At 34.8% G+C, this 17,854-nt stretch carries 14 protein-coding genes and 2 tRNA genes; 11 read left to right on the top strand and 5 right to left on the bottom strand.

Annotated elements, in window-relative coordinates; all coding sequences use genetic code 11:
* Nucleotides 1-27 precede the first annotated feature (27 nt).
* The 3 genes from gpmI to IWX83_RS01940 all read right to left on the bottom strand — a co-directional run bounded on the left by gpmI (nt 28) and on the right by IWX83_RS01940 (nt 6,628).
* Nucleotides 28-1,545 carry a 2,3-bisphosphoglycerate-independent phosphoglycerate mutase gene (gpmI, locus tag IWX83_RS01950; protein WP_196827261.1) on the bottom strand — a complete coding sequence of 506 codons (1,518 nt, stop codon included), beginning with the start codon at nt 1,543-1,545 and terminating at the stop codon, nt 28-30.
* Between the two features lie 141 nt (nt 1,546-1,686).
* Complete coding sequence (locus IWX83_RS01945; protein WP_196827259.1) at nt 1,687-4,104, bottom strand: DUF5916 domain-containing protein; 2,418 nt, start codon at nt 4,102-4,104, stop codon at nt 1,687-1,689.
* A 130-nt stretch (nt 4,105-4,234) separates the two neighbouring features.
* On the bottom strand, nt 4,235-6,628 hold the full coding sequence (locus tag IWX83_RS01940; protein WP_196827258.1) for a DUF5916 domain-containing protein: 2,394 nt from the start codon (nt 6,626-6,628) through the stop codon (nt 4,235-4,237).
* Nucleotides 6,629-6,815: 187 nt separating this feature from the next.
* Here IWX83_RS01940 and IWX83_RS01935 point away from each other — a divergent pair, with 187 nt between their 5' ends.
* On the top strand, nt 6,816-7,538 hold the full coding sequence (locus IWX83_RS01935; protein WP_196827256.1) for a murein L,D-transpeptidase catalytic domain family protein: 723 nt from the start codon (nt 6,816-6,818) through the stop codon (nt 7,536-7,538).
* On the opposite strand, the gene IWX83_RS01930 is transcribed toward IWX83_RS01935, so the two are convergent.
* Nucleotides 7,527-9,113: a murein L,D-transpeptidase gene (locus IWX83_RS01930; RefSeq protein ID WP_196827254.1), complete on the bottom strand. Its 1,587-nt coding sequence runs from the start codon at nt 9,111-9,113 to the stop codon at nt 7,527-7,529. The two genes, IWX83_RS01935 and IWX83_RS01930, sit on opposite strands and share 12 nt — an antisense overlap.
* 603 nt (nt 9,114-9,716) lie before the next feature.
* On the opposite strand from IWX83_RS01930, the gene IWX83_RS01925 reads away from it, so the two are divergent.
* Together IWX83_RS01925 and IWX83_RS01920 are read left to right on the top strand one after the other, a co-directional pair.
* Nucleotides 9,717-9,789: transfer RNA gene (locus IWX83_RS01925), tRNA-Gly, on the top strand.
* 44 nt (nt 9,790-9,833) lie between these two features.
* Nucleotides 9,834-9,909 (top strand) — tRNA-Gly (locus IWX83_RS01920).
* 136 nt (nt 9,910-10,045) lie between these two features.
* Here the strand turns inward: IWX83_RS01920 and pepE are convergent.
* On the bottom strand, nt 10,046-10,753 hold the full coding sequence (pepE, locus tag IWX83_RS01915; protein ID WP_196827252.1) for a dipeptidase PepE: 708 nt from the start codon (nt 10,751-10,753) through the stop codon (nt 10,046-10,048).
* Between the two features lie 145 nt (nt 10,754-10,898).
* Between pepE and IWX83_RS01910 the strand changes: the two genes are divergently transcribed.
* The 8 genes from IWX83_RS01910 to IWX83_RS01875 all read left to right on the top strand — a co-directional run bounded on the left by IWX83_RS01910 (nt 10,899) and on the right by IWX83_RS01875 (nt 17,790).
* Complete coding sequence (locus IWX83_RS01910; RefSeq protein WP_196827250.1) at nt 10,899-11,654, top strand: hypothetical protein; 756 nt, start codon at nt 10,899-10,901, stop codon at nt 11,652-11,654.
* Entirely contained in the window at nt 11,644-12,372 is a 729-nt protein-coding gene (locus IWX83_RS01905; RefSeq protein WP_245793720.1) for a carboxypeptidase-like regulatory domain-containing protein, read from the top strand. The genes IWX83_RS01910 and IWX83_RS01905 overlap by 11 nt, the downstream gene beginning before the upstream one ends.
* Nucleotides 12,359-13,120 (top strand): hypothetical protein, encoded by a 762-nt coding sequence (locus IWX83_RS01900; RefSeq protein WP_196827248.1) that lies wholly within the window; start codon nt 12,359-12,361, stop codon nt 13,118-13,120. Before IWX83_RS01905 ends, IWX83_RS01900 begins: the two co-directional genes overlap by 14 nt.
* A gap of 19 nt (nt 13,121-13,139) precedes the next feature.
* Nucleotides 13,140-13,895, top strand: coding sequence for a hypothetical protein (locus IWX83_RS01895; protein ID WP_073351912.1), 756 nt, complete (start codon nt 13,140-13,142; stop codon nt 13,893-13,895).
* Nucleotides 13,892-14,395 (top strand): DUF6702 family protein, encoded by a 504-nt coding sequence (locus tag IWX83_RS01890; RefSeq protein WP_073351914.1) that lies wholly within the window; start codon nt 13,892-13,894, stop codon nt 14,393-14,395. Before IWX83_RS01895 ends, IWX83_RS01890 begins: the two co-directional genes overlap by 4 nt.
* 63 nt (nt 14,396-14,458) lie before the next feature.
* Nucleotides 14,459-16,702 (top strand): M1 family metallopeptidase, encoded by a 2,244-nt coding sequence (locus IWX83_RS01885; RefSeq protein WP_196827246.1) that lies wholly within the window; start codon nt 14,459-14,461, stop codon nt 16,700-16,702.
* Between the two features lie 111 nt (nt 16,703-16,813).
* Complete coding sequence (locus tag IWX83_RS01880) at nt 16,814-17,215, top strand: twin-arginine translocase TatA/TatE family subunit (protein WP_196827244.1); 402 nt, start codon at nt 16,814-16,816, stop codon at nt 17,213-17,215.
* A complete protein-coding gene (locus tag IWX83_RS01875; RefSeq protein ID WP_073351920.1) occupies nt 17,215-17,790 on the top strand; it encodes a phosphatase PAP2 family protein in 576 nt (191 codons plus the stop codon). Before IWX83_RS01880 ends, IWX83_RS01875 begins: the two co-directional genes overlap by 1 nt.
* Nucleotides 17,791-17,854: the final 64 nt, after the last annotated feature.

Below are 17,854 nucleotides of genomic sequence, written 5' to 3'. Positions count from 1 at the left end.
TGTATCTCAACAATATTTAAATTTTGTTTAAAGTAGCGAATGACAGGTCATTACTTCCGGTTTTTCAACTCCCATTAACTCCAAGATGGTTGGGGCAATATCACCCAGAACGCCATCGTAAATGGTTCTGATTTCTTTGTCTACCAAAATGATAGGAACTGGATTTGTTGTATGTGCCGTATTTGGACTTCCATCAGGATTAATCATTGTTTCACAATTTCCATGATCAGCAATTACGATAGTCGTATAGTTGTTTTCTAGCGCAGCTGTAATCACTTTTTCGGCGCATTTATCAACTGCTTCACAGGCTTGTATGGCAGCACTCATGATTCCAGTATGTCCTACCATGTCCCCATTAGCAAAATTAAGACAAACAAAATCAGCTTCCCCTTTGTAGAGTTCGGGAATAAGTGCATCAGTCAATTCAAAGGCACTCATTTCCGGTTGTAAATCATAAGTGGCAACCTTTGGAGAGTTTTTTAGAATGCGGCTTTCGCCAATAAAGGGCTGCTCTCTTCCACCAGAAAAGAAGAAAGTGACGTGTGGATATTTTTCCGTTTCGGCAATGCGAATTTGTTTTTTGTACGCTTTTTCTAAAACTTCACCAAGAGTTTCCGTTAGGTTGTCTTTATTGTAGACGACTTTTACGTTTTGGTACGTGTCGTCATAATTGGTCAACGTGACGAAATATAAATTGAGTTTGTGCATGTTTTGCTCATGACAATCGATTTGCGTCAATACTTCTGTTAATTCTCTTCCTCTATCGGTTCTAAAATTAAAGAAAATAACCACATCATCTTCTTCAATTGTGGCTATTGGTTTGTCATGTTCATCCACGATAACCGTTGGATGTATAAATTCATCAGTTACATTGACTTCATAACTTTCTTCGATAGTAACTACTGCATTGGTTGAATGGGTTCCAATTCCGTTTACTAATAAATCGTAGGCAAGTTTTACCCTTTCCCAACGTCTGTCTCGATCCATTGCATAATAGCGTCCTATTACAGAAGCCAGTTTTACGGTAGTAGTAGCTATATAATCTTGTAAATCTTGAATATAATGTTTGCCAGATTTTGGATCTACGTCGCGACCGTCAGTGAAGGCGTGAATGAACACTTTTTGTAAACCGTGCTGTTGTGTAGCGTCAATCAAACCTCTTAAATGAGACGTATGAGAGTGCACGCCACCATCGGATACTAGACCTAAAAAGTGAACCTTTTTGTTGTTTATTCTGGCATACGTAAAGGCATCTACTAAAACTTGCTCTTTAGACAAAGTATCGTGCGCAACAGCAAGATTAATTTTGGCTAAATCCTGGTATACGATTCGCCCCGCACCAAGATTCATGTGGCCCACTTCACTATTTCCCATTTGTCCCTCAGGAAGTCCAACATTTAAGCCGTCAGTTCGAAGTTGAGCGCTGGGATAATTTCTATATAAACTGTTAATAAAAGGTACATTAGCATTATCGATAGCAGAAACCTTTGGGTCAGGAGATTTACCCCAACCGTCCAAAATCATAAGAATTACTTTTTTATTCATTGCAAATTTATTTTAAGCAAAGATAAAGCATTTCTAAAAATGTTCTAAGGAATGGAAATCACTATTATAGATTTGAAGGTGAACAATAACAAATAGTGAATATTTGGTTGTGGATGGTTCTGTTTTTTAAAATTAATGCATTTAGAATTTATTTTTCACCTCATTGTAATCGATGAAATACCGCACGCTTATAGAGAAAATATGGTTTAATGCTTCATTCGTGAGAAGGCTCGTAACATTACTCGTGAATTCTTTATTGATATTCCTTTCAAAGGCACCCGCATTATTTCGGTATAAAACCGATACTTGGCTCCCCGGCGCAAACCACCAAGTATAGGACAAGTCTGCATTCCAAGAATAAAAACTTGAGTTTTTATTTGCGGTGTATCCGGTAAAATCTTCTAATCTTCCGTTTTGTTCTAAGGATAAAGCATTTTTGTTTTCGGCATACGACCAGTAATGACGCAGTGCAATGTTAAAGGTCATTTGGCTGTTTAATGCGTACTTCCCAGAAAGTGTATTGGAATACGTTATTACATTTCTATTCGCAAAGACGATCGTGTTTGGCGTAGCTGCATTCATATCGTCATTGATGCTGTCAATGTATCCTTTATTATTGTTTTGTCTGAAAAAATTGAAGTTGTAGTTTAGGGATAATTTATCGCTAAATCGGTACCGTGGACCAACGGAAAAACCATAAGAATTTCGACCAGGCTCATCAAAAACGGCATAGGAAGGATTAAAATCAATGGCAAAAGGATTGTTGTAATTAGTAGAAATATAAATAAATCCGCCAATTTTCGTGGGTCTGATAACAAATCGATTCGTTGCCCTTGGTTCGTAATAATCATAGGTTTCTATGGGATTAGCGTCCATTCCTAATCCGAAATAATGATTTTTTTTGTCATTTGAGTTAATCTGAATATTAATATTATTGGATTGAATTTTACCCGTTTCTTTTTGAAACTGAGAGTAAGCATTTATTCTAGCGCTGAAAGAGTTGAAATACTTAGTGGGATTCAAGATTCTATAACTCGAATTTCCATAAATACTGTAATAATTAGTTTCGAAATTAATACCCAAATCGTTATTGTCAAAATCCTTAGTGGTAATGTCTGCACCAACTCCATAGCGGAATTTTCCGCTCGTTTCTGAGAAGTTCAATTGGGAATTAATCCCTTTTTTAGCATCAATACTATTGACATAACTGTACTTGAAATCACCAGCAAGATTGTACGTGTTTTTCTTGGTATTCAAATCCCAAACTAATGCGGTCACATTTCCATCTCGAAAACTTCCATTTCGTGTCACATTAGTATTTACAAACGCGATAGAGGAATTTTTGCGAAAGCGTTGGTCTAAAACCAATACGTTGTAATTTGCGAGTGGTTCTACTACTTCTTTCCTAGTTTGTTGTGTGCTCTTATTGAAAATGGTTGCGTAAGTTTTTTCAGTGACCGCATTTAAAATTCCAACTCCTAATCCGTTTTTAGTCCTTCCTGATACTTTTAAAGCATTGATAAGATTAACACTTGCAGGATTGTCAATAATTTCTTCATTCGCTTCAGGGCTTGGATAATTGATTGGGTTTCCACCAATTCGTCTCGAGTAAACTAAATTTCCTTTGCTAAACAAGTCTGTTCCCTCGGTGAAAAAGGGTCTATTTTCGTTAAATTGTTGCTCAAATGGTCCTAAGTTCAGGATTTGATCATCGTATTTCGTTTGGCCAAAATCAGGTATAAGAATCATATCTAGCGTAAAAGCGTCGTTTATTCCATATTTTAAATCCAATCCGCCTTTAAGTGTTCCGTACGTTTTTTGTGCGGCATTTGCATTGACGTAAAAAGAAGAATACGGCAAAAGAAAGAGTCTGGTAGGAGGTTTTATATTTTCAATTCCTTCTAAAACACCGGTTTGTTGGGTAAAGGTTCCCAGTTTTAAATCAATGAAATTCCAAGTGTATTTAAAACGGTCACGTCTTATTTCTCTAAAAAAATTAAGGCCCCAAGTTTGTTTATTTTCTGCTGAAAAACGCAATGCAGCATAAGGAATACGCATTTCTACAACCCAACCTTTATCAGTAATCACAGCTTTACTTTTCCAGACAGCATCCCAGGAATAATCCTCCCCATTGGTATCGGTCGTAATACAATCAGCCTGACCATCGGCGGCATTTACAAAAAATTGAAAATCTTGCTGTCCGTCATTAAAACCATTAATAAAAACACCAAAAAGATCAGATGTCCCAAAATTATCCCGTTGGGTGATTTCTTTCAGGATTTTTTCAGGATTTTCATCGTTTAGTAATGCACCAATATAAATAGCATCATTGTCATATAATACTCTAATTTCAGTTTTCTTATTTTCGGGAATTGGTTTGCCATTATCAGGCTCAAACATTATAAAATCAGAAGCTATCGCAGCTGATTGCCATATTGGCTCCTCTAGTTTTCCATCAATTTCGATTTTTTCCGAAATGAATTTAGTTTGGAGTACTTTTTTTTGGCTATAGCCAACAAAGGATAGTAAGAGAAAACAAAATAGAAATTGGTTCTTCATGAAGCGATTGATTGATTGATGCTATAATATAAAAACCAAAATAGCTTCAAGGCAGCAAACGCCATTTCACTCCAAAGGTTGCCTAATAGACTTCATTTTTAATGGAATGTTACAGTTTAATTTAAAAAATTTAAAATTTGTTCTTAACGGAATTGTAGTCAATAAAATAGCGAATGCTAATAGAAAACACATTAGTAAGGTCGCTATTAAAGATGTTTTTGATATTTTTTGATAAATCTTTTTCGACTACACTAGCTCTTTCTAATCCATAACTACGATATAAAATGGAGATTTCGCTTCCAGGAGCAAACCACCAAGAATAGGACAAATCGAAATTCCATGAATTAAAATTTCGGTCTTTATTTAAGGTGTAACTGGTATTTGGAGTTAAATAACCACTGTTTTGAAGCGTGAAAAAGTCGTGATTTTTAGAATACGACCAATAGTATCTGGCCGTTAAATTAATAGTCATTTTATTGTTCAACGAATATTTTCCAATAAGATCATTTTGAAGGATTTCACGATTGCGTTCTGCAAATACAACTCCAGAATTATCAAAGTCAACCCAACCGCGATCATTGTTCATTTTTGTGTATTCAGCTGCGTACGCTAACGAAAATTTGTCGTTGAAACGGTATTTTGGGCCGAGATAAAAACCATAACTATTTCGGCCTTTCTCGTTGTATTTTGTAAATGCAGGTTGTACAATTATTGTAAAAGGATTATTGTCGTTTGAGGTAAAATTGAATATGGTAATAATTTTTTCGGGAACAAAAACATATTTTCCATATTCACGTGGTTCGTAGAAATCGAATGTTTCGAAAGGTGAAAATTCGAGTAATAATTCCACAGTGTCATTGTCTAACGTTCTCGCTTTTATTTCGGTTCCAAAAGCCCCCGTTTGTAATTTTTTAGACGTGTTGTCCACTTCAAAATTTATGTATTCATTTATCCTGAAAGTATTGAAAACTTTAGTTGGGTTCACTATTCTATAGCTTCCATGTGCATAAGCATTATGATAATTGGAATAAAAATTGATTCCTAAATCATTCACATCATAGTTTTCAGAAACATATTTTCCGGAAAATCCATACCGATATTTCCCGCTTGTTTTTTCAAATCCAATTTCTGTTTTGAAACCATCGTAATCTTGTATGGTATTGATAGTATTGTATTTAAAGTCGCCATATAGATTATAGGTGTTCGCTTTAGTGTTTAAATCAAATAATAATGCTGAAACATTTGCATCTCTAAATTCGCCGTTTCGAGTAGTGTTTGCATTGACGAAGGTAATGGAGGAGTTTTGATTGAATCGTTGGTCTAGAACAAACATATTATAATTCGTTAATGGTTCAATCACTTCCTTTCGTACTTGGCCATTAGTTGTATTCATAATTGTAGCCTTAGTTTTTTCAGTAACGGCATTCAAAAATCCAATTCCTAACCCTTTTTCAGTTCGCCCTGATATTTTTATGGCATTGATTAAATTGACTGTGCTGGGATAATTCGTAATTTCTTCCTGCTCGGTAATAGTTGGCTCTGTGCTGGGAGCGCCACCAATTCTTCGAGAATAGAACAAACTACCTTTGCTAAATAAATCAGTTCCCTCGGTAAAAAAAGGTCTATTTTCTTCAAATCTTTGTTCAAAAGGCAGTAGGTTTAAAATAGCATTGTCAAATTTTGTCTGTCCAAAATCAGGGACTAAAATTGCATCTAATGTAAAGGAATCGTTGATGCCGTATTTTAGATCTAACCCCGCTTTGAAAGTTCTGTCTGAACCAATATCGCTTTCTTGATGGTACGCTGATGTATACGGAATAAGGAAAAGGCGGGTGGGTGTTTGTATGCTTTCAATTCCTTCCAGGATTCCAGCTTGGGGTATTATAGCTCCAATTTTAGTGTCTATGCGATTCCAAGTGTATTTTTGCACATCCCGCTTGATTTCCCGCATGAAGTTCAATCCCCAAATTTGTTTATCGGCTTTGGAAAATCGTAAAGCGGCATAAGGAATCTTCATTTCAACGGCCCAACCAAATTCCGTAATCGTTACTTCGCTATCCCAGATGGCATCCCAAGTAAAATCTTCGTAATCTTCGGTGGCTAAACAATCCATTTGAACGCCTGCAGCACTGACAAAAAAACGAAAATCTTGCTGACCATCATTAAATCCATTAATGTAAACGGAGAAATGGTCCGAAACACCAAAAACATCTCTATTTGTTACCTCTCTCTGGATTTTATCGGGTTCATTATCATACAGTAGGGCCGATATGTAAATGGCGTCGTTGTCATACAATACTTTTACTTCTGTTTTTTTATCAGTACTGATCGGTTTGCCGTTATCAGGTTCGAACATGATGAAATCCGAGGCAATTGCGGCTGATTCCCAAATTCTCTCATTCATTTTACCGTCGATTGTTATGTTTTCTGAGGTGGATTTTGCCTGCAACGTTTTTTTTTGGCTGTAAATTTCAAAACTGAAGAATAGTAAAAGAATAACAGTAAAAAAATATAATTTTGACATAATTTGGGGTTGTGTATAAACAAAAATAGAAAAATTAACATAGAAATTGCCTTTTTTATGATTAATCACTCAATAATTAATCTCAATTCTCGTTATTACAAGACTAAACTTTTGTTAAAGGCACTAAGTTTGATGAATTTTACTGTACGTTTGCAACCCGAATTGATCTGTAACTTAAAGATAATCAATGATTTATACGATACTTCCTACTATTTTATTAGTACTTGCCTCTTTCGCTCCAAGTACTGCAATTTCTCCTGAACCAAAGATTAGTGCCTCAATTGCTTATGCCGAAAAGTTAGAGTCAACTGTTGATGCTAAAATCGAAATGGCGTACCATAATTTGCATTCTAGTAAATATGCATTACCAAAATTAGAAAGTTTCACGGAGGCTTTGAAAGGATATTATACCTTGAAAGAAAAAGGATTGATAAAGAAAGAAATTCTAACGTTAATCGATTTTAGCTTATCTGCTAATACTAAAAGACTTTGGGTTATTGATTTAGCCACTGGCGATATATTATTTCATTCTCTTGTTGCGCATGGAAGAAATACTGGAGAAGAATTTGCTTCTAATTTTTCAAATGCTTCAGAATCTTTTAAAAGTAGCCTAGGGTTTTATTCAACAGGTGAAATTTATAGTGGTAAACATGGAATGTCACTTAGACTAGATGGTTTAGAAAAAGGAGTAAATGATAACGCAAGAGCAAGAGGCGTGGTAATGCATGCAGCAGATTATGTTTCTAATTCATTTATCAAAAACAACCACAGATTAGGTAGAAGCCAAGGTTGCCCAGCTGTTCCTGCCGAATTATCTAAGGAAATTATTAGTGCCATCAAAGATAAATCTTGTTTCTTCATTTATCATCCTTCACGAGTTTCTAAATTTGGAATAAAATCAATTTCGTAATTTGTCATATAAATTGGCGTCAAGGTTGTAAATATCGTCTCTAAAAATCAATTTATTGTTCTCGCTCCAAGCGGTCCAATATAACAGATGGATGGCCACCTCTTTTTTGATTTTGACAAATTTAGTTCTTTCGTTTTGAAGCGTTTCTGTGATTTTTTCTAAGTTCCAAGACACTGCATCATGGAGTAAATATTCAGTTAATTCTAAAGGATTTTCTACTCTGACACAGCCAGAGCTTAAAGAACGGTTTATCTTTTCAAAATAATCCCTATGATTTGTGTCGTGTAAGTATACTGAAAAGCGATTGGGAAAAATAAGTTTTACCATGCCTAGAGAATTAAATGTACCTGGACTTTGTACATAACGATATGTATTCGCTTGAGATAACTGCCATTCGTAAGGACTTACAAATCTTCCTGTAGCATCATAAACCTTAATGTTCGATTGTGTCAAATAAGCTCGGCTCCTCAAAATGGCCGGAATAACATCCTCTCTTAGAATAGTTGGTGGAACTGTCCAAGTTGGGTTAAAAACTACCTGAGTTAAGGTAGACGACAATATGGGAGTTTTTCTTTTAGTTCTTCCCACGATTACTCTGTGGGCTCTCAGCGTATCTTTGTTTTTAACGAGTAGCAACTTGTAATCAGGAATGTTGATGATGAGGTATTCTTGTCCCATTTGTTTGGGAAACCATTTCCAGCGTTCTAGATTGGCAATGACTTGTTCCAAGCGTTGTTTTTTGGAAAAATTAAGTGAAGCGATTGTTCCCAGTCCAATTTTTGCATCAGCAGCTAAACCGTGGCGACTTTGAAATCTTTTTAAGGCCGCAACCATTTCTTGATCATAAATAGGCGTAAGGCTGTCATTAGGTTGCATGTCTTTCCAGTAAATCAATCTTTTTTTGATGTCAATGATGGAGGCAGTGGTGTCGTTTGGTGTTATTATTTTTGTAAATTTTATCGATTTGAAGTTGTCTTTTGGGAAATTGTTTAAGAGCTGAAGTGCTTTTTTTAATCTTTTGTAAACAATATGATTCGGTTTTAATTGCTCTATTTCATAAGTCAATGAATCGCTGTTAAGCAATTGGACCACTGTAGTGTTAAGGTCAATGTAGTTTTCTTTTAAATCCCAATTTTTATATAGTTTTCTTGGATTTACGGTTCCGTTTGTAAGGTGTGCAATGTATTTTTGCAAACTGGAGGTTAGTAAAATATCATATTTCGCCAAACCTAAAGAGTCGAGAGAGGGCGCTTTTTTTTCAAAATCAAATAACGATTTGAGGTTGTAATCTTCTGGTTGTAATCCTTCCTCCTCTGATTTGCTAAGTTCCTCGAGTATTATTTTTCTCTTTTCTTCGGATTGCCAAACGGTTCTGTAATTTGTTGCTTTATAAAAATTGGTGAGGACTTTGTTATTGAATGAAAGTAACAAAGTAGAGTCGATATTGGTTGGTTTTCCTTCAGGTTGAATAACCAACATGGGGATTTCTTTCTTTAAAACTACGGCAATTTTTAGTGATTCTTTTTTACAACTAAAGAAGGAAATCAGCAGTAAAATTATAAATAAATTTTTCATTACTTAGTTTTTTTAGCTTGGTAAAAGGGTTTCCAATTTCTTTCCCTTCAATAAAAATAGACTTTTTGTGAGGCAACTTGTTTTTTGTAATTCTAACTGCTTTTCTTAGGGTTTGTGACTTCATGAAACAGGGTATATCTTGATTGTATTATTTTTTGGGCATAGATATCATTAATTCTTTCGGCCCTTTTCTTTTTTTCGACCCTGTACTTCCTCACATTTGTTGTTGTTTTCCCATGGCAAACAAATCATTTTAGCTCCAATTATAGCAAGCGAAGCGATAAGGTTAAGTGCAAAATACAGTCCAACATGAAGGGTTGTCTCTAAAGTATCACTATTAAATTACGAATTTTCTATCGGATTTTGAACCGTAAGGCAAAGTTGATGTACTTAAAAGGCATCCAAAATGACTGTTTTTTGCTGTTTTGAATTAATTTTTAAATATTTTTTTTGTGTACTATAAAGGTATAATATTTTCATATTAAATTCTTTATGATTTGATTTCCCTTTTTTAAAAAAGAGGCTAGGAGTCAGATTGAGACTTTTTGGGAAATAAATTTGCATTCAAGCAAACTTATTAAGTATATTTGCACCGTTGTTAATGCGAAAGTAGCTCAGTTGGTAGAGCTCCAGCCTTCCAAGCTGGTTGTCGCGAGTTCGAGCCTCGTCTTTCGCTCTAAACTTCAAATTTTTTTTTGAAGTTTCTTTTACTGTTATAATGCGAAAGTAGCTCAGTTGGTAGAGCTCCAGCCTTCCAAGCTGGTTGTCGCGAGTTCGAGCCTCGTCTTTCGCTCCAAAAACCTCAAACATTTGTTTGAGGTTTTTTATTTTAAGGATGTGTGCGAAGTTTATCCCGTGAACGAAGAGATACGGGAAGCCTCGTCTTTCGCTCTTCAAAGCCGAAACTTAATAGTTTCGGCTTTTTTATTGCATTATTTTATAAAACTCAAATCAGTTTCACTTTCTAATTCCACAGGAGTTTGATTTTGTCTAAACAGTCGGGCAGTCAAATTTCCTTTCAAGGTAATTGCATCTCCTTTTACATCCAGCCAGCTTCCTTCTCTCAACCCTAAAACGGGAATCGAGTTATAAGCATGAAACTCTTTTATTCGGGTTTCACGAGTTTCACCCATGTGTTTTGAATTTGTATCTGGATCTAAATAATGAGGATTCAAATTAAACGGAACTGCTCCTAAAGTTTGAAAACTTGGAGGATATACAATAGGCATATCATTAGTAGTTTGCATTGTAAGCCCACAAATATTGCTTCCTGCACTAGTTCCCAGATATGGTGTGCCGTTTTTTATTACTTGTGAAAGGATTGCCATAACATTGTTTTTGTGCAATTGAGATACCAGTACAAAGGTATTTCCGCCTCCCGTGAAAATTCCTTCTGCGCTTTTTACAGCTAATGCAGCATCTTCAAACTCATGAATTCCTATCACTTTTTTATTTATTTTGGCGAAAGCCAATGCAACACTATTGGTATATTCTTTATGCGAAATTCCACCTGGTCTTGCATAAGGAATAAAAAGAATGGTCGAACAGTTTTTAAAATGCAATTGTAATTCAGGCAATAAATACTCCAGATAATCCTCGTTTGCGAGTGTTGAGGTACTTGCGATTAGTATGTTTTTCATTTTTGTGGATAATTTGTGCTAAAGGTATTAAATCAGTCTTTTTTATTTGTAGTTTTTAATTAACATTTTTTTACCAACTCATTAGTAGTTAATTTAGATCGCATTAAGATACTTTTACAAAGGGTCAATAACCGCCTTAAGAAAGATGCTAAAAATTGTTTATTTATTTCTGGTTTTTGCAGCGACAAATGTGCTGGCACAACAACAGTCTCTAAAGCAATTGAATGGAAAAGTTACTGCTGATGCTGCCGTTTTAGAAGGTGTTTATGTCCTTAATAAAAAAACAGATAAGGTTACAATTACAAGTCAAAATGGTGATTTCAATATACAAGCAGCCGTTGGTGACACTTTATTGTTTAGAGTAGCACAATTTAACGAAACGAAAATGAGATTGACTCCAAAAGATTTTGAGCAAGGAATACTTCTGGTAAAAATGATACCCACAATAAATGAATTGCGCGAAGTTGTCGTGAAAAACGACATTAATGCAACAGCAATGGGAATAATTCCAAAGGGGCAAAAGTCATACTCAGCAGCAGAACGAAAGTTATACACTGCTAGTGATCTTAATGCTTCTGCAACTGCTGGTACTATGATGGGAGGGTCTGTTTCGGCTGATCCATTATTAAATTGGATTTCGGGAAGAACGAAAATGCTGAAAAAAGGACTAGAAGTCGAGAAGAAAGAATCCTATTTAAGACAATTAGAGAATTTGTTTACTGCGGATTATTTTGTGACTACATTAAAAATACCGGCTGAATATGTCAAAAGATTTGAGTATTACAGTGTAGAAAACGAACAATTTGTAGCGGTTCTGAAGTCTAAAAATGTAACAATGGCTGGTTTTTTATTAGGAGAATTAGCGTTTAAGTATAAACAAATAATTGCCAGTGAAAATTAAACATACACTACAGTTGTTCCTCTTTTTGTTGGTGCAAGTTTCTTTTGGACAAACAGAAGCAGTAAAGGAGATTCAGGGAAAAATTAGTGCTGATTCTGCATCCGTGGATCGCATTAATATTGTGAATTTAACAGCAGAAAAAACAACAATTTCAGATGCAAATGGGTTTTTTAAAATCCCCGTTAAAGCAGGAGATATTTTGGTGTTTACTGCCGTTAATTTAGAATCAGTTCGCAGAAAAATAAACCAGCAGGATCTGGAACAAGAAGTTTTTACTTTGCAAATGGTTTCCAAAAGTATTATTTTGAAAGAGGTTGTCATTAACGAGTCGGCTATTTCGGCGGAGAGTTTAGGAATTATTCCTTATGGCCAAAAAAAATATACAGCTGCAGAGCGGAAATTATATACAGCAACTTCTGGTGGAGGAATCGATGGATTACTAAATACTATATCTGGGCGAAAAGCCATGCTGAAAAAAGAAATCATTGTTGAAAAAAAAGAGCAGCTTTTGGCTAGAATTGATGTGCTTTTTGAGGATAACTATTATACCGCAACTTTAAAAATACCCGCCGATTACATCAAGGGATTTCAATATTTTTGTATTGAAGATTCTGATTTTGCAAGTGCATTAAGAGCAAAAAACAAGACTTTAACGATGTATTTAATTGTAAAATTAGCTGAAAATTATAACGAGATCATTATTAGTGAAAATAAGTAAAGTTTTTGCGTTCTTTTTATCTTTGGTTTGCCAAATATCTTTTGGACAAGCTGCCGATGAAAACCTACTTCATGGGAAAATTACAGTTGATTCTATAGGTGCCAATGGGATTAATATCTTAAATTTAACAAGCGGTAAAACTTCTTTAACAAATAGTGACGGTACTTTTTCTATTTTGGCAAAGGCCAATGACATACTTGTTTTTAAAGAGGTAAGTCTTAAAACCTATGAAAAAAAGATTAGCAGCACTGATCTAATACGCAATCGATTGGTATTGCAGATGCAGGTTAAAACGAATGAATTGAAGGAAGTGATTGTTAAGAACAAGCAGATTTCGGTGTTTTCATTACGTATTGTAGCTAAAGAACCTGTAAGATATAGTCCTGCAGAAAGGCATTTGCAGACCGCAGGAGATTTCAAACCAATCATGTTATTGCGTATTTTGGGTGGTGGAATGCCATTAGACCCACTTATCAATAAGATTAATGGTAGAACGAAACGGCTTAAGAAATTAGTTGTCGTAGAGAAAAAGGAAATGAATATACAATTGATTTCAAAATTGTATCAGCAGGAATATTTCACGCTCCAATTAGGGATAGCTGCGGAATATGTAAATGGATTCAAGTATTTTGCCGTGGAAAATGATAAGTTTGTCAAAGTTTTACATTCTAAAAATGAACAAAAAACTTCATTTTTTTTGATAGCTTTGGCAGAAGATTATAAAACTTTATTGCAAAGTAAAAACTAACATAATTAACAATACCAAGATGAAAACTAAAATAGTACTACTTTGTTTGATTTTCTTTAGCCAATTCACTTTTGGTCAAAATGGAAACAGGAAATCTTTACACGGTCAATTTACAAATGAATCCGCATTGGTAGACAACGGATATGTTTTTAATTTGAACTCTAAAACCCGAACTTTCATTAGCAACCAAGGTTTTTTTGATATTTTGGCGAAAGCCAAAGACACGCTGCTAGTCTCAAGCCCTGCTTTCAAGTCTAAGAAAATTGTGCTTGAGGACAAAGATTTTACAAAACCTTTGTTCGTAGTCTTACTAGAAGCACAAACAACGCTGCTAAAAGAAGTAATTGTGAAAGGAAAAACAGATATAAAACCCGCCATAGGAAATTCTCAAGGCATTGTAGACATCGAATTCATTGACGATGCAAAATCGTCGCCAATAAATAGAACAATGCCGTTAAATGGAACTATTGAAAACGGAATGGATTTTGTTAGAATATTCAAAATGGTTTCTAAAGTATTTAAAAAAGATGTGGCGGTAAAAGAAGGACCAAATGCGCTAGTGGATTTTTCGGATGTTGTTTCGAAAGGATTAGACCATTATTTTTTTACCAATACCTTGAAGTTAAAAAGCGAAGAAATTGCACTATTTCTTGATTATTGCGAGAATGATCCAAAATCAAGAACCCTACTTAAGCAGCAAGATGAATTCATGCTGATTGATTTTTTAATCACCAAGAATGAAGAGTTTAAAAGAATTACTACTTTTGAAAAATGAAAAAAACAATATTAATTACTTTTTTTGGCCTATTATTTCTAACATTAACTTCATTTGCGGCACATAAATTTTATGTTGCACTGTATCAGGTTAATTATGCGCCGGAAAAGAAAATGCTCCAAATAACGACTCGCATATTTGTAGATGATTTAAATACAGCTATTGGGAAGAAGTACCAAAAGAAAATTAATCTAGGATCAGAAAAGGAAACAGAGGAAGATTTAATTTTTTTTAAAAAATACTTTAACGAAAAATTCAATATTAAAGTTAATGGTCAGGTCAAGCCAATTCATTTCTTGAGCAAAGAGATGGAGGGCGATGTTCTTATTTGTTACTTCAGTATTAAGGAAATTCAAAAAATAAATTCTATTGAAATCTATAATGCAGTAATCACGGAAGGGAACTCAGAGCAGCAAAACATTATGCATTTTAATGTTATGGGTGTTAAAAACACGTTGCTCTTTACGGAGTCAACTTCCAAGGGAGTGTTAAAATATTAATAAATTTAGATAGATCTACTTAAAATTATTATTTTCACCCATTGAAAAACCAGATTCTTACCTATGAAAAAATTATCTTTATTTTTATTTCTTCCTGCATTATTGTTTGCGCAAGAAAAAACAGCACCCACCACACCAAAACAAACCGGAAAGTACGACAGCAATAAGTTTAGCCAGATGTACGATTTGCTAGCTACACCTAACATGTTTCGTACCGCTTCAGGAGCGCCCGGTCCAGCGTATTATCAACAACAAGCCGATTACAAGATCAACATAGAGCTTGATGATAAAAACTCTAAATTAAGCGGTTCCGAAACCGTTACCTATTACAATAATTCACCAGATACTTTAGAGTATTTATGGGTACAATTGGATCAAAATCAAGCGGCAAAAACCTCCCAAACGCCTTTGGCAGAAAGTCAAAGAATGGAGCAGGTTTTTCCAGCAGGAAACTTTGCTAATAAATTTTTGAAACAAGAGTTGGAGCGCGGGTTCAACATAGAGTTCGTAAAAGATGCTAAAGGAAATCCTTTGTCTTATACGATCAATCAAACTATGATGCGTATCAATTTAGATACAGCAATGAAGCCGGGGGAGAAATTTTCTTTTGCCATCAAATGGTCTTATAATATTAATAATTATAGAGCAGAAGGAGGTCGTTCTGGATATGAATTATTTGAGAAAGACGGTAATAAATTATATGTAATTGCACAATTCTATCCTAGAATGGCAGTATACAATGACGTGGAAGGATGGCAGAATATGCAGTTTTGGGGAACAGGAGAATTTACGTTGCCTTTTGGAAATTTTGATGTCAATATTACTGTTCCTGCGGATCATGTTATGGAGGCAACGGGAGAGTTGATGAATAGAAGCGAAGTGTTTACCCCAGAGCAAGTAAAAAGATACGAATTAGCATTGAAATCTTATGATAATCCTGTCGTTATCGTAACTCAAGCGGAAGCGGAAGCTACCGAAAAAGGATTTTCAGATAAGAAGAAAACATGGAAATTCAGTGCAAAAAACGTAAGGGATTTTGGAATTGCTACATCAAGAAAATTTATTTATGATGCCATGGCAGTGAAGTTAAACGATAAAACGGTTCTGGCCGTTTCAGTATATCCTAAAGAAGCAAATCCGCTTTGGGGAGAAACTTCTACAAGAACAGTAGCGCATACTTTGAAAAGCTATTCAGCCCATACATTTGATTATCCTTATCCAAAAGCAGTTTCCGTATCAGCAGAAGATCAAGGAATGGAATATCCTATGATTTGTTGGAATTATGGTCGTCCTGACGAAAAAGGAGTGACACCTGAGCGAACTAAAAACGGAATGATTGGAGTGGTTGTTCATGAAGTAGGACACAACTTCTTTCCAATGATCGTAAACTCTGATGAGCGTCAATGGTCTTGGATGGATGAAGGATTGAATACGTTTATGCAATATATGGCGGAACAAGAAATGGGAACCAATTTCCCTTCTAGTCGCGGACCAGCAAGTAAAATTGTTCCTTACATGAGTGGAGATCAAAAATTCTTGGAACCTATAATGTCCAACTCGGAAACGATTGTTCAGTTTGGAGCTAATGCGTATGGTAAACCAGCAACAGGATTGAATATATTAAGAGAAACTATTATGGGAAGAGAATTGTTTGACCATGCTTTCAAAGTATATGCGAACAGATGGAAATTCAAGCATCCTACACCAGAAGACTTTTTTAGAACCATGGAAGATGCTTCTGCGGTAGATTTAGATTGGTTTTTTAGAGGCTGGTTTTACTCTACTGATTTTGTAGATATCGGAGTGAAAGAGGTAAAACAATATTATGTTTCTGAAACTGCTACCAAAGAATTGAAGGACGCTGTAGTTAGAAGAGGAAGATTTGGTCAAGAAAAAGGACCTTTCGTCTATTTAGTTCCTAGTGCAAGCGAAGAGTTATCTGCTAAAGATAAAAAAGCATTAGCCCTAGCAGATGTAAATTTACTTTCGGAATATGTAAGCAAAAATTTTACAGCTGATGAAAAATCAAAATTAAAATCACCAAAGTATTTCTATGAAGTTGAATTCAACAAACCAGGTGGTATGTTAATGCCTATTATCGTTGAATTAACTTATGAAGACGATACAAAGGAAATGTTCAAATATCCAGCTCAAATTTGGCGAAAAAACAATGATACCGCTAAGAAAGTATACGCTACTGAAAAGGCTATCAAAAAAATTCAAGTAGATCCAAAATTAGAAACAGCTGATATTGATGTGACAAATAACACCTGGCCTAAAGAAGAAATAAAGACTAAATTTGATTAAATAAAGACCAAATTATAAAAGAGACTCTGAAAAGAGTCTTTTTTTTTATGAAATAATTAAAAGTCAAAGATTCAAAAAGTAATATCTTTGTAACAATAAAAAACAAAATATATGTTTGGTATAGGTGGAGGTGAATTAATTTTCATCATGTTTATAGTACTGATGCTTTTTGGATCTGATAAAGTTCCTGAAATAGCTCGTACCATGGGTAAAGCAATGGCGCAATTGAAAAATGCTACTAATGATATAAAAAGCGAAATTCAAAAGGGAGCAGAGGCCAATGGTTTTGATGCAAAATCATTTAGTGATATACGAGGAAACATCAGCTCTGAAATTAATAAAGCGAAGGATAATCTACTAGGCGATACTTCTCAATTTAACGATATATCGGCGAACATCACCACAGAAATAAATAAAGCCAAAGACGGTTTACTGGGCGAATCAACTGCGCCATTAGAAGCAACTAAAGAAGTAATTGAAGAGAGTACGGGACCTATAAAACGTCAAGGATAATGCTAGAAAAATTACTCTCTTTAGATATAGAATTGTTTGTTTTTTTAAATGGTTTAGGTTCGAAAGGTTATGACGGCCTATGGATATTCATAACCAAACAGAGCAATTGGATTCCACTTTTTTTACTCTTATTGTACGTTATTTTCAAAAAACTGGGGGCAAAACAGACGTTATATTTACTCATTTTTGTAGCTATACTGGTAACTTTTACCGATCAAATGACCAATGTATTCAAAAATGGTTTTGAAAGACTGCGACCTTGTAACAATCCTGAAATTAATTCCTTTATTCGTGTGGTTCAAGTCAGAGGATCCTTTAGTTTCTTCTCCGGTCATGCCTCAAATTCAATGGCGGTCGCTACACTGATATATTTTACTTTAAGATCGCATTTCAAATATTTTAGTCTCCTGTTTTTATGGCCTTTAGTCTTTGCTTACAGTAGAATTTATCTCGGATTGCATTATCCTCTAGACATTTTATCCGGTTATTTATTTGGATTTACTTTTGGTTTTTTGATGTATAAGATATACAAAACAGCACAAAAACGGTATTTTCCGTTACCCGTAAGAGATTAGTTGTGATTTTATGCCTCCAGAACTTTGGAGGCTTATGTTTTCCCTCAAAAATTGGGGGAATCAA

This window comes from Flavobacterium sp. CG_9.1, from assembly GCF_015751645.1.
GTDB lineage: Bacteria > Bacteroidota > Bacteroidia > Flavobacteriales > Flavobacteriaceae > Flavobacterium > Flavobacterium xanthum.
This window is presented reverse-complemented; position numbering and strand designations above follow the sequence as displayed.